The sequence below is a fragment of the Geobacillus zalihae NBRC 101842 genome (genome assembly GCF_001544135.1).
Taxonomy (GTDB): domain Bacteria; phylum Bacillota; class Bacilli; order Bacillales; family Anoxybacillaceae; genus Geobacillus; species Geobacillus zalihae.
The window spans coordinates 1-11,410 of sequence record NZ_BCPV01000086.1 but is presented as its reverse complement, the minus strand read 5'-3'; the positions used below and the strand labels follow the sequence as shown (position 1 = coordinate 11,410).

Genomic DNA, 11,410 nt, shown 5'->3' with positions numbered 1-11,410 from the left:
TTCTTCCGACGGTTATCTAGTTTTGAGGGAATGAAAAAGTCTTGACAACAGGTCAACTTTCCTTATAATAAGACTTGTCCATTGTTGCCTAGTGGCTATGGCGGAGGGGAAACACCCGTTCCCATCCCGAACACGGAAGTTAAGCCCTCCAGCGCCGATGGTAGTTGGGGCCAGCGCCCCTGCAAGAGTAGGTCGCTGCTAGGCAATTTCGTGGAGGATTAGCTCAGCTGGGAGAGCACTTGCCTTACAAGCAAGGGGTCGGCGGTTCGATCCCGTCATCCTCCACCATCTTAATATAAAAGCTGACTTGCTTTCTCATCATCGTGGGGTGGAGCAAAGAGCCTTTGCTTCAACGAATCCGCTTCCAGTTGCCTCGACGCATCTGGCATCTTTGAATCAGCTTGTAGAGGAAGAGGCGACGAACAACAACGATAAGAGCATTGTGCAAATTAATTTACTTTCTTATCGCCGCGGGGTGGAGCAGTCCGGTAGCTCGTCGGGCTCATAACCCGAAGGTCGCAGGTTCAAATCCTGCCCCCGCAACCAAAATTGGTCCCGTAGTGTAGTGGTTAACATGCCTGCCTGTCACGCAGGAGATCGCGGGTTCGAGTCCCGTCGGGACCGCCATTCTTTCAAAATTGTGAAAGATGAAAAAATATGGCTCGGTAGCTCAGTCGGTAGAGACGAGCATCCGCATCGTCGAATCTGCTGCGAGTTGTCCCGACGCATCTGGCTTCTTCGAATGGGCTAGTAGAGGAAGGGACACAAAAATCATCAACGAACAAGGGAAAAATAAGATAAGGCTCGGTAGCTCAGTCGGTAGAGACGAGCATCTGCTTCATCGAATTCGCTTCGAGTTGCCTCGACGCATCCAGCATCGTCGAATCCGCTGGCAGAGGAAGAGGCACAAAGCGGTATCAATAGGCAGTGTGAAAAATATAATACGGCTCGGTAGCTCAGTCGGTAGAGCAAAGGACTGAAAATCCTTGTGTCGGCGGTTCGATTCCGTCCCGAGCCACCATTTTTATCATAGTTCCGAAAGAAGATTCCTGCTTCATGCAAAGCTAAGTGGGAGTAGTTCACAGACATGTCAGATGTTCAAACCACCCCGGCTTAGTTCAATGGGTAGCCACGAGCACTCGCATCGTCGAATCTGTTGCGAGTTGCCTCGACGCACAAGGCTTCCTTGAATGAGCTTGAAGAGGAAGAGGCACAACCAGGCAGACAACATGAGTCACTAACTAATTTTAAATGTGCCGGCTTAGCTCAATTGGTAGAGACGAGCATCGGCATCATCGAATTGGCTGCGAGTTGCCTCGACGCACAAGGCTTCCTTGAATGAGCTTGAAGAGGAAGAGGCACAACCAGGCAGACAACATGAATCACTAACTAATTTTAAATGTGCCGGCTTAGCTCAATTGGTAGAGACGAGCATCGGCATCATCGAATTGGCTGCGAGTTGCCTCGACGCACAAGGCTTCCTTGAATGAGCTTGAAGAGGAAGAGGCACAACCAGGCAGACAACATGAGTCACTAACTAATTTTAAATGTGCCGGCTTAGCTCAATTGGTAGAGACGAGCATCGGCATCATCGAATTGGCTGCGAGTTGCCTCGACGCACAAGGCTTCCTTGAATGAGCTTGAAGAGGAAGAGGCACAACCAGGCAGACAACATGAGTCACTAACTAATTTTAAATGTGCCGGCTTAGCTCAATTGGTAGAGCAACTGACTTGTAATCAGTAGGTTGCGGGTTCAAGTCCTGCAGCCGGCATTCTTATTCCTTAATAACCTCTTAAGCCATTAAGACGGCAACCGCGAGCCATTAGCTCAGTAACGAGCGCTACATCTTCGAGTTCGCTTCGAGTTGTCCCGACGCATCTGACATCTTCGAATATGCTAGTAGAGGAAGGGACATCGTTGTCTCGGAGTGTTATTGAACCCATGAGCCATTAGCTCAGTAACGAGCGTTACATCATCGAATTTGCTTCGAGTTGTCCCGACGCATCTTGCTTCCTTGAATATGCTTGTAGAGGAAGGGACATCACTATCCTAGAGTGTTATCCAACTCGTGAGCCATTAGCTCAGTAGGTAGAGCATCTGACTTTTAATCAGAGGGTCGGAGGTTCGAGTCCTCCATGGCTCATCGTCTTGCGGAAGTAGTTCAGCGGTAGAACACCACCTTGCCAAGGTGGGGGTCGCGGGTTCGAGCCCCGTCTTCCGCTCCACTTCCGCCGGGGTGGCGGAATTGGCAGACGCACAGGACTTAAAATCCTGGGGTAGGTAACTACCGTGCCGGTTCGAGTCCGGCCCTCGGCACTTGTGCGCTCGTAGCTCAATTGGATAGAGCATCTGACTACGGATCAGAAGGTTAGGGGTTCGAATCCTCTCGAGCGCGTTTTGTCGGGAAGTAGCTCAGCTTGGTAGAGCACACGGTTCGGGTCCGTGAGGTCGCAGGTTCAAATCCTGTCTTCCCGATTTATCATGGGGCCTTAGCTCAGCTGGGAGAGCGCCTGCTTTGCAAGCAGGAGGTCATCGGTTCGATCCCGATAGGCTCCACCTTTTGACTTAAATTTGGCGGTGTAGCTCAGCTGGCTAGAGCGTACGGTTCATACCCGTGAGGTCGGGGGTTCGATCCCCTCCACCGCCACCATTATCGGACCTTTAGCTCAGCTGGTTAGAGCAGACGGCTCATAACCGTCCGGTCGTAGGTTCGAGTCCTACAAGGTCCACCATTATTATTGTTGCTTTTTTGGAGGAGTACCCAAGTGGTTGAAGGGGTCGGTCTTGAAAACCGAGAGGCGCCGCAAGGCGCGCGGGGGTTCGAATCCCTCCTCCTCCGCCATGCACTTTAAAATCATGCCGGCTTAGCTCAATTGGTAGAGACGAGCATTCGCATCGTCGAATCTGCTGCGAGTTGTCCCGACGCATCCTGCTTCTTTGAATAAGCTTGCAGAGGAAGGGACACCGAGCATTTGACTTCCTCGAATTAGCTGGGAGAGGAAGAGGCACAACCAGGCAGACAACATGAGTCACTAACTAATTTTAAATGTGCCGGCTTAGCTCAATTGGTAGAGACGAGCATCGGCATCATCGAATTGGCTGCGAGTTGCCTCGACGCACAAGGCTTCCTTGAATGAGCTTGAAGAGGAAGAGGCACAACCAGGCAGACAACATGAATCACTAGCTAATTTTAAATGTGCCGGCTTAGCTCAATTGGTAGAGCAACTGACTTGTAATCAGTAGGTTGCGGGTTCAAGTCCTGCAGCCGGCACCAGATCGAGGCGACTATGGCGAAGTGGTTAACGCACCAGATTGTGGCTCTGGCATGCGTGGGTTCGATTCCCACTAGTCGCCCTTTTCATTATATTCTATATTTGCGTGTGTAGTTTAGTGGTAAAACCTCAGCCACGAGCATTCGCATCATTGAATTAGCTTCGAGTTGCCTCGACGCATCCAGCTTCTTTGAATCGGCTGGCAGAGGAAGGGGCATGGAAGAGCGTGGCAGATGTTGACTCCAAATGATATGCGTGTGTAGTTTAGTGGTAAAACCTCAGCCACGAGCATCTGCATCATCGAATCTGCTTCGAGTTGCCCCGACGCATCTGGCTTCTATGAATCAGCTGGTAGAGGAAGGGGCATGGAAGCAGCGTGGCGGATGTTCAACTAAATGATATGCGGGTGTAGTTTAGTGGTAAAACCTCAGCCTTCCAAGCTGATGTCGTGGGTTCGATTCCCATCACCCGCTTTTTATGGGCCTATAGCTCAGCTGGTCAGAGCGCACGCCTGATAAGCGTGAGGTCGGTGGTTCAAGTCCACTTAGGCCCATTATTTTCCATTGAATGTTTTTTGGCTATTCGCTATAATAATGGGCGAACAATGCCCCATCGTTCCACAGCAAAAGCGGAGCGACGAGCTTCACATCTTCGAATTCGCTGCGAGTTGCCTCGACGCATCTCGCTTCCTTGAATTAGCTGGCAGAGGAAGAGGCAACGAGCACATTTGGAAGATGTGCATAACATATAGTTATTCATCATTCCGCAATAGCTCAGCGGTAGAGCAACCGGCTGTTAACCGGTAGGTCGTAGGTTCGAATCCTACTTGCGGAGCCATGTTACGGAGAAGTACCCAAGTGGCTGAAGGGGACGGTTTGCTAAACCGTTAGGTCGCAGTTTTGCGGCGCGCGGGTTCAAATCCCGCCTTCTCCGCCATAATGGCCCGTTGGTCAAGTGGTTAAGACACCGCCCTTTCACGGCGGTAACACGGGTTCGAATCCCGTACGGGTCACTGGTTGCTGGCACCAGAGATTCTGGTGCCCTTTTGTACAATTTCTTTTGTCGATTTTTGCGTTTTTTTCTTGCGATGCGTGTGGAAGTCTGTTATAATGTCTCTCGTTAGCTTTAAAATTATGTTATGATGCTTGGGGACAACGCAGTGTTTCGTTTCGTTAAAGAACGAGGCATTGCGTTTTTTTATTTATCACCCTAAACCGAGAAGCCCCCCACTTCCACGCGTGAGCGTAGGTGGGAGAGCGTTCAAGTAGGGAGGGAGTCCCCCGTTTCCAACGGCAGGAAAGTGGGGGGAGAAGATCAAACGAACAATTGGGCGTCGGCTTCGCCGCCATGAATTTGCACAAACATCGTTTGGATGGCTTGAAGCTGGCGCTTGGCGGTTTCTTCTGGCGTTGATGGGAGAAAGTAAACGATTTGCAAAGCGTTTTTCGTTTCTCTCGTCACGGCGGTCCGCTCCGAATCGACGATCGGACTGCCAAACGGCCCTCGTTCATCTTTGCTGACGAGTTTGTTGGCAAAGTTGACTGTGCGGCCGTTTAACGCGATGTATTCATCTTGTTCCGTGCCGATCGTGAGCGTCACTGTCCCGTTGATGCGGTCTAGATCATAGATGCCGAGTGGAATTTTATAATAGAGTGAAAAAAAGTTGTTTATGTCTGCCGCTGAATGGATAGGCGAAATGAAGCTTTTTTTCTGGATGCGTCGGTACAGGCTTTCACTTGACGGTCGATAGCGGCTTGGGTCCGTTCCGATTTGTTTGAAAGTACGGCGCCATTCGACCATCTCAGGAATGTCGGCAATCGACTTTTCCTGCAGCTCGATGTAAAGAGATTCTTGAAACAGCTCAAGCCGCCCCCTTAACATTTGCGGTGAATCGCTGACCTCGATATGATGATAGCGGATGACGCCGAATTTACCAGAAGGAAGGCGTTGCTTTAGTTGTTCTGATATCACGAATTTCATCTTGATCACCTCGGATTTCATTTTATCATATATGACGAAAGGAGGGAAAACGATGGATGTTATGGCATTAAAGCGGGAAGTCATTGAGTATAGTCGGTCAATCGGCATTGATAAAATCGGATTTGCGAGCGCTGATCCGTTTGTTGAATTAAAGGAACGGCTGCGCCGCCAGCAGGAGCTCGGCTATCAGTCCGGTTTTGAGGAACCAGATATTGAGAAACGGACGAATCCTTCATTGCTTCTTCCGGAAGCAAAATCGATCATTGCCATTGCTCTTGCCTATCCGTCCAAAATGAAAAATGCGCCGCGGGGGACAAAGACGGAACGGCGCGGCGTTTTTTGCCGCGCTTCATGGGGAAAGGACTACCACGATGTGTTGCGGGAACGTTTGCAGCAGCTCGAGGAGTTTTTGCTGGCCAAAGTGCCCCATGCCCGCGTTCGCTCGATGGTGGATACCGGAGAGCTCGCCGATCGGGCGGTGGCGGAACGGGCAGGGATCGGTTGGAGCGGCAAGAACTGCTCTATTATTACACCGGAGTTTGGATCGTATGTGTATTTGGGAGAAATGATTACGAATATTCCATTTCCCCCTGATGAACCGGTTGAAAACCGATGCGGCACGTGCACGAAATGCATTGATGCCTGCCCGACCGGGGCGCTTGTACAAGGGGGACAACTGAACGCACAGCGGTGCCTTTCCTTTTTAACGCAAACGAAAGGCTTTTTGGCCGACGAGTTTCGGGAGAAAATCGGGAACCGGCTGTACGGCTGCGATACATGCCAGCAAGTCTGCCCGGAAAATAAGGGGAAAGACTTTCATTTGCATCCAGAATTCGAGCCGGATCCGGAAGCGGTAAAGCCGAAACTCATCCCGCTGCTTCAGATGAGCAACCGTGAATTTAAAGAAACATTTGGGGCCATGGCGGGTTCATGGCGTGGGAAAAAGCCGATTCAGCGCAATGCCATTCTGGCGCTCGCCCATTACAAAGACCAAACCGCGGTGCCGCACTTACTGCGTTTGTTGAAAGAGGATAGCCGTCCAGTCATCCGCGGGACGGCGGCGTGGGTGCTCGGGAAAATCGGGGATCCAAGCGCTAAGCCTTATTTGGAGGCCGCGCGGCAAACGGAGGCGGATGCCGATGTGATCGCTGAGATTGAAAAAGGACTGAAACTGTTGGCTGAGGCAAAGGAATAGGGAAAAAAACGCAGCTTCCCCACATAAGGTAGTAACAAAAACGAAAGTGGTGGAAAGCAGCATGAAAAAACAGTTGCGCGCGTGGTTGGATGAGCGAGCCCGCTCGTTTGTGTCGGAAAGCAATATCCGAAGCGAAGAGGCGGCAAGAAAGCAACGGCTTTGCCAAAAGCGCGGTGCGGAGATCGTCCGTTGCACGATCCGGGGACAAATTGTCGGCAGGCAGACCATCGAGCGGGAAGCGAAAGTGATGTATATTGCCCACCATCAATTTTTAATTAAGCAAAGGGGTTCACTATATATAGAAGAACAGGTTGAGGAGCGATGCGCCTGTTTTGTTCGCGGTGAGCTTGTAGCTGATGAACCGATCAACCGGCTGGGGGGGTATATGGAGGCGCCGCGCGTCGAACGAGAGCAATGGACGGGGGAGCGTCTTTCTTACCAGTATGACCGCGCCCGGGCGGTGCGGTATGCGGAAACGTGGTGGAATCGGCATAACCCGGTGTTTCCGTCGTTTCCGGTGGATTGCACGAATTTTGTCTCTCAATGCTTGTATGCAGGCGGGGCGCCGATGACGGGCTATCCGAACCGGGCGAGGGGATGGTGGTGTCAAAACGGAAGTTGGAGTTACAGCTGGGCTGTGGCCCATGCTTTTCGTTGGTATTTGAGCGGGTCGCGCATCGGCTTGCAGGCGGTGGAAGTGGCGGAGCCAGAGCAATTGATGGCAGGCGATGTCATCTGTTATGATTTTCAAGGGGACGGACGCTTCGACCACTCAACGATTGTGGTGGCGAAAGATCAGAACGGGATGCCGCTTGTAAACGCCCATACGACAAACAGCCGAATGCGCTATTGGTCGTATGAAGATTCAAGCGCCTATACGCCAAACATTCGGTATAAATTTTTTCACATCATTGACCGCAAATAAACGATGTTGCTGAGGTGAACGAAATGCCGCTCCATGTAGTACTGTACCAACCAGAAATTCCGGCTAATACCGGGAATATCGCCCGCACATGCGCGGCTACGGATACGGCGCTTCACTTGATTCGTCCGCTTGGGTTTTCAACGGATGATAAAATGTTAAAGCGCGCCGGGCTTGATTATTGGCCGTATGTCAATATTTCGTATTATGACTCGCTTGACGAACTATTCGCCCGCTTTCCGGAAGGGGAGTTTTATTTCATTACGAAATTCGGGCGCCGGTATTATGATTCGTTTGATTTCAGCGATACAGAAAAACATATTTTCTTTGTGTTCGGCCGTGAAACGACCGGATTGCCGAAGGAGCTGCTTGAGGCCAATATGGATCGTTGCCTTCGCATCCCGATGAATGACAAAGTGCGCTCGTTAAACTTGTCGAACACGGCGGCCATTTTAGTGTACGAAGCGTTGCGCCAACAACGGTTTTATGGGTTGTCATAAACAAAAAAACGACCTTCGCTCTGGAGGTCGTTTTTTTGGTCTTATTGTCTGACGCCTGGTTTGTCTTCATAGCCAGCGGTGAAAATGGCCGTCAAAAACGCAATGATAACCCCTAGCACAAGCAACGTGCGCATCGTTTGTTCCTCCTTCATAATGAAAGTGGCAGGCGTTTCCCTCTTTATTATAGCGAATATGGCCAAGCATGTGAATGACCGCAGCTGGTTGTTAGGAGACAAAATTTTTTTTGCGGCGAATGATACGGGACATCCTCGCATAAATTGTAATAATCTTGCTGTTAGACATCCAAGGGTGAGGAGGTCCTTTATGGATATTTTGCAAAAAATCGCCCGGTATCGGGAAGAAGAAGAAAAGTTGAAATGGGAAGGAACGTTTGCCGAGTATTTAAAGATTTTAAAAGAAAAGCCGTGGGTGGCCCAGTCGGCTCATTCGCGTGTTTATAATATGATCAAAGATGCTGGGGTCGAAGAGGTGAATGGGCGGAAACGATATAAGTTTTTCAGCCAGCACCTGTTCGGGCTTGAGGAGGCGCTTGAGCGGCTCGTTGAGGAATATTTCCACCCGGCGGCGAAGCGGCTTGATGTGCGGAAACGGATTTTGCTGCTGATGGGGCCGGTCGGCGGCGGGAAGTCGACGTTGGTAACGCTCCTGAAGCGCGGGCTTGAGGAGTACTCCAAAACGGAGCGCGGAGCCGTTTATGCGATTAAAGGGTGCCCGATGCATGAAGACCCGCTTCACCTCATTCCTCACCATTTGCGCGACGATTTTTACCGTGAGTACGGCATTCGCATTGAAGGTGAGCTGTCGCCGCTCAATATGATGCGGCTTGAGAAAGAGTACGGCGGACGCATTGAAGACGTGCTGGTGGAGCGTATTTTCTTCTCGGAAAACCGCCGCGTCGGCATCGGGACGTTCAGTCCGTCTGACCCAAAATCGCAAGACATCGCCGATTTAACGGGAAGCATTGATTTTTCAACGATCGCGGAATACGGTTCCGAGTCTGACCCGCGCGCGTATCGGTTTGACGGCGAGCTGAACAAAGCCAACCGCGGGATTATGGAATTTCAAGAGATGTTAAAGTGCGATGAAAAATTTCTTTGGCATTTGCTGTCGCTGACGCAAGAAGGCAATTTCAAGGCTGGGCGGTTTGCTTTAATCAGCGCCGATGAATTGATCATCGCGCATACGAACGAAACGGAATATCGGTCGTTCATTGCCAACAAAAAGAACGAGGCGCTCCATTCGCGTATCATCGTCATGCCGATTCCGTACAACTTGCGCGTCTCGGAAGAAGAGCGCATTTATGAAAAAATGATCCGCGAAAGCGACGTCGCCGACGTGCATATCGCCCCGCACACGCTGCGGATTGCGGCTATGTTTACGATTTTGACGCGGCTGAAAGAATCGAAGCGGCCGGATGTGGATTTATTGAAGAAAATGCGCTTGTATGATGGCGAAATGATTGAAGGATTCAGCGAGGTCGATGTGGAGGAGCTGAAAAAGGAGCATCCGGATGAGGGGATGAGCGGCATCGACCCACGCTATGTCATCAACCGTATTTCTGCCTGCATCATCCGCAAAGGAGTGCCGTCGATTAATGCGCTTGACGTGCTTCGTTCGTTGAAAGAAGGATTGGATCAGCATCCGTCGATCACGAAGGAAGACCGCGAGCGGTATTTGAATTTCATTTCGCTCGTGCGCAAGGAGTATGATGAAATCGCAAAACAAGAAGTGCAAAAGGCGTTCGTCTATTCGTATGAAGAGTCAGCGAAAACGTTGATGGATAACTATTTGGACAACGTCGAGGCGTACTGCAACAAGACGAAACTGCGCGATCCGCTTACGGGTGAGGAAATGAATCCGGATGAAAAGCTGATGCGCTCGATCGAGGAACAAATCGGCATTTCCGAAAATGCGAAAAAAGCGTTTCGCGAAGAAATTTTAATTCGCATTTCGGCATATGCACGAAAAGGACAGCGGTTTGATTATAATTCACATGAACGGTTGCGGGAAGCGATCCAGAAGAAATTGTTTGCGGATTTAAAGGACATTGTCAAAATTACAACGTCGACGAAAACACCGGATGAGCAGCAGTTGAAAAAAATTAACGAAGTCGTCGCCCGCCTCATTGATGAATACGGGTACAACTCCACGTCAGCCAATGAATTGCTCCGTTATGTCGGCAGCTTGTTGAACCGCTAGGCATGCCTCAAGCGCTGAGGCATGCTTTTTTTATCCTCCTCCCCTGTCTGACCGAGTTGCACAGGGAGGGTCGAGCGAAGACGACGCAGCGAGCTTCGCTAAAAGGAAGCGAACAAGAGGGCGCGAAGCTGATAATCGGGCTTGTCTACTTTTCTATTTTCCTCATTCATTGGTCAATTATTTTGAATTTTTGCATACGATAAAATAAACCAACTTGGCATCGTGATGGCCCGTTTTGATGACGCCAACATAAGTATATGCGGGAAAGCGAAAAGTGTGAAAATGATTTTTTCAAAGGAGGGGAAAACATGAAGGGGAATTTTGTTGTATCGAAAGAAGACTGGTCCCTCCACCGCAAAGGATATGATGATCAAAAGCGCCATCAAGAAAAAGTGAAGGAAGCGATCAAAAACAATTTGCCCGACTTAATTACGGAAGAAAGCATTATCATGTCCAACGGGCGCGATGTGATTAAAATTCCGATCCGCTCGCTCGATGAATACAAAATCCGCTACAATTATGAGAAAAACAAACACGTCGGCCAAGGAAACGGAGACAGCCAAGTCGGCGATGTCGTGGCCCGAGACGGAAGCGGGGAGGGGCAAGGGCCAGGAAAAGGCCAAGGGGCTGGCGATTTGCCGGGCCAAGATTATTACGAAGCTGAAGTGTCACTGATGGAGATTGAGGAAGCGTTCTTTAGCCAACTGGAGCTGCCCAACTTGCAACGAAAAGAGCTGGATCAAAATGTAACTCAACATATCGAATTTAATGACATCCGCCGCACCGGACTGATGGGGAACATCGATAAGAAGCGGACGATGCTCGCTGCCTTCAAGCGCAATGCCATGAATGGCAAACCAGGTTTTTATCCGATTTACCGCGAAGATTTGAAGTTTAAAACGTGGAACGAAGTCGTCAAGCCAGAATCGAAGGCGGTCGTCTTGGCGATGATGGACACAAGCGGATCGATGGGCATGTGGGAAAAATATATGGCACGCAGCTTTTTCTTCTGGATGACGCGCTTTTTGCGCACGAAATATGAAACCGTTGAGATCGCCTTTATCGCCCACCATACGGAAGCGAAAGTTGTCAGCGAGGACGAATTTTTCACGAAAGGGGAAAGCGGCGGGACGATTTGCTCATCCGCCTACCGCAAGGCGCTTGAACTGATCGAAACGAAGTATTCTCCGTCGCGCTACAACATTTATCCGTTCCACTTCTCCGACGGCGACAACTTGACATCGGACAATGCCCGTTGCGTGAAGCTTGTTCAAGAGCTGATGAAAGTGTCGAACATGTTTGGGTACGGGGAAGTCAACC

General features: G+C 50.3%; 6 protein-coding genes, 21 tRNA genes and 1 rRNA gene. 27 read left to right on the top strand and 1 reads right to left on the bottom strand.

Features of this window, described 5'->3' with window-relative positions:
- Positions 1-87 precede the first annotated feature (87 nt).
- From rrf to GZ1_RS16395, 22 genes are all read left to right on the top strand, one after another.
- Positions 88-204 (top strand): 5S ribosomal RNA (rrf, locus tag GZ1_RS16500).
- An 8-nt stretch (positions 205-212) separates the two neighbouring features.
- Positions 213-288, top strand: a tRNA-Val gene (locus GZ1_RS16495).
- A gap of 181 nt (positions 289-469) precedes the next feature.
- Positions 470-546 (top strand) — tRNA-Met (locus tag GZ1_RS16490).
- A 5-nt stretch (positions 547-551) separates the two neighbouring features.
- Positions 552-627 (top strand) — tRNA-Asp (locus tag GZ1_RS16485).
- A gap of 318 nt (positions 628-945) precedes the next feature.
- A tRNA-Phe gene (locus tag GZ1_RS16480) sits at positions 946-1,021 on the top strand.
- 678 nt (positions 1,022-1,699) lie between these two features.
- A tRNA-Thr gene (locus GZ1_RS16475) sits at positions 1,700-1,772 on the top strand.
- 299 nt (positions 1,773-2,071) lie between these two features.
- Positions 2,072-2,144 (top strand) — tRNA-Lys (locus GZ1_RS16470).
- Positions 2,145-2,151: 7 nt separating this feature from the next.
- Positions 2,152-2,226, top strand: a tRNA-Gly gene (locus GZ1_RS16465).
- A 5-nt stretch (positions 2,227-2,231) separates the two neighbouring features.
- Positions 2,232-2,317: transfer RNA gene (locus GZ1_RS16460), tRNA-Leu, on the top strand.
- Positions 2,318-2,322: 5 nt separating this feature from the next.
- Positions 2,323-2,396 (top strand) — tRNA-Arg (locus tag GZ1_RS16455).
- 6 nt (positions 2,397-2,402) lie between these two features.
- Positions 2,403-2,476 (top strand) — tRNA-Pro (locus tag GZ1_RS16450).
- Positions 2,477-2,484: 8 nt separating this feature from the next.
- A tRNA-Ala gene (locus GZ1_RS16445) sits at positions 2,485-2,557 on the top strand.
- A 17-nt stretch (positions 2,558-2,574) separates the two neighbouring features.
- Positions 2,575-2,651 (top strand) — tRNA-Met (locus GZ1_RS16440).
- A 5-nt stretch (positions 2,652-2,656) separates the two neighbouring features.
- Positions 2,657-2,733: transfer RNA gene (locus GZ1_RS16435), tRNA-Ile, on the top strand.
- Between the two features lie 19 nt (positions 2,734-2,752).
- Positions 2,753-2,843, top strand: a tRNA-Ser gene (locus GZ1_RS16430).
- A 356-nt stretch (positions 2,844-3,199) separates the two neighbouring features.
- Positions 3,200-3,275 (top strand) — tRNA-Thr (locus GZ1_RS16425).
- A 7-nt stretch (positions 3,276-3,282) separates the two neighbouring features.
- Positions 3,283-3,355 (top strand) — tRNA-His (locus tag GZ1_RS16420).
- 320 nt (positions 3,356-3,675) lie between these two features.
- Positions 3,676-3,746: transfer RNA gene (locus GZ1_RS16415), tRNA-Gly, on the top strand.
- A gap of 6 nt (positions 3,747-3,752) precedes the next feature.
- Positions 3,753-3,826 (top strand) — tRNA-Ile (locus GZ1_RS16410).
- Positions 3,827-4,035: 209 nt separating this feature from the next.
- A tRNA-Asn gene (locus GZ1_RS16405) sits at positions 4,036-4,110 on the top strand.
- Between the two features lie 6 nt (positions 4,111-4,116).
- Positions 4,117-4,209: transfer RNA gene (locus GZ1_RS16400), tRNA-Ser, on the top strand.
- 4 nt (positions 4,210-4,213) lie between these two features.
- A tRNA-Glu gene (locus GZ1_RS16395) sits at positions 4,214-4,285 on the top strand.
- A gap of 302 nt (positions 4,286-4,587) precedes the next feature.
- Here GZ1_RS16395 and GZ1_RS16390 read toward each other — a convergent pair.
- The gene (locus tag GZ1_RS16390; protein ID WP_033005850.1) at positions 4,588-5,253 is read right to left on the bottom strand and encodes a B3/B4 domain-containing protein; all 666 of its coding nucleotides are present in this window, start codon (positions 5,251-5,253) and stop codon (positions 4,588-4,590) included.
- 52 nt (positions 5,254-5,305) lie between these two features.
- Between GZ1_RS16390 and queG the strand changes: the two genes are divergently transcribed.
- The 5 genes from queG to yhbH all read left to right on the top strand — a co-directional run.
- Positions 5,306-6,448 carry a tRNA epoxyqueuosine(34) reductase QueG gene (gene queG, locus GZ1_RS16385; RefSeq protein ID WP_060788905.1) on the top strand — a complete coding sequence of 381 codons (1,143 nt, stop codon included), beginning with the start codon at positions 5,306-5,308 and terminating at the stop codon, positions 6,446-6,448.
- Between the two features lie 61 nt (positions 6,449-6,509).
- Positions 6,510-7,373, top strand: a complete 864-nt coding sequence (locus GZ1_RS16380) for an amidase domain-containing protein (RefSeq protein WP_013146295.1) — start codon at positions 6,510-6,512, stop codon at positions 7,371-7,373.
- A 23-nt stretch (positions 7,374-7,396) separates the two neighbouring features.
- On the top strand, positions 7,397-7,870 hold the full coding sequence (gene trmL, locus GZ1_RS16375; RefSeq protein ID WP_015373984.1) for a tRNA (uridine(34)/cytosine(34)/5-carboxymethylaminomethyluridine(34)-2'-O)-methyltransferase TrmL: 474 nt from the start codon (positions 7,397-7,399) through the stop codon (positions 7,868-7,870).
- A gap of 324 nt (positions 7,871-8,194) precedes the next feature.
- Positions 8,195-10,090 (top strand): PrkA family serine protein kinase, encoded by a 1,896-nt coding sequence (locus GZ1_RS16370; protein WP_011229990.1) that lies wholly within the window; start codon positions 8,195-8,197, stop codon positions 10,088-10,090.
- Positions 10,091-10,398: 308 nt separating this feature from the next.
- On the top strand, positions 10,399-11,410 hold a 1,012-nt coding region (gene yhbH, locus GZ1_RS16365; RefSeq protein ID WP_060788904.1), incomplete at its 3' end, for a sporulation protein YhbH.

Coding starts and splice junctions, on each gene's coding strand:
- trmL (WP_015373984.1), top strand. CDS start 7,397: ATGCCGCTCCATGTAGTACTGTACCAACCAGAAATTCCGGCTAATACC.
- GZ1_RS16390 (WP_033005850.1), bottom strand. CDS start 5,253: ATGAAATTCGTGATATCAGAACAACTAAAGCAACGCCTTCCTTCTGGT.
- queG (WP_060788905.1), top strand. CDS start 5,306: ATGGATGTTATGGCATTAAAGCGGGAAGTCATTGAGTATAGTCGGTCA.
- GZ1_RS16380 (WP_013146295.1), top strand. CDS start 6,510: ATGAAAAAACAGTTGCGCGCGTGGTTGGATGAGCGAGCCCGCTCGTTT.
- GZ1_RS16370 (WP_011229990.1), top strand. CDS start 8,195: ATGGATATTTTGCAAAAAATCGCCCGGTATCGGGAAGAAGAAGAAAAG.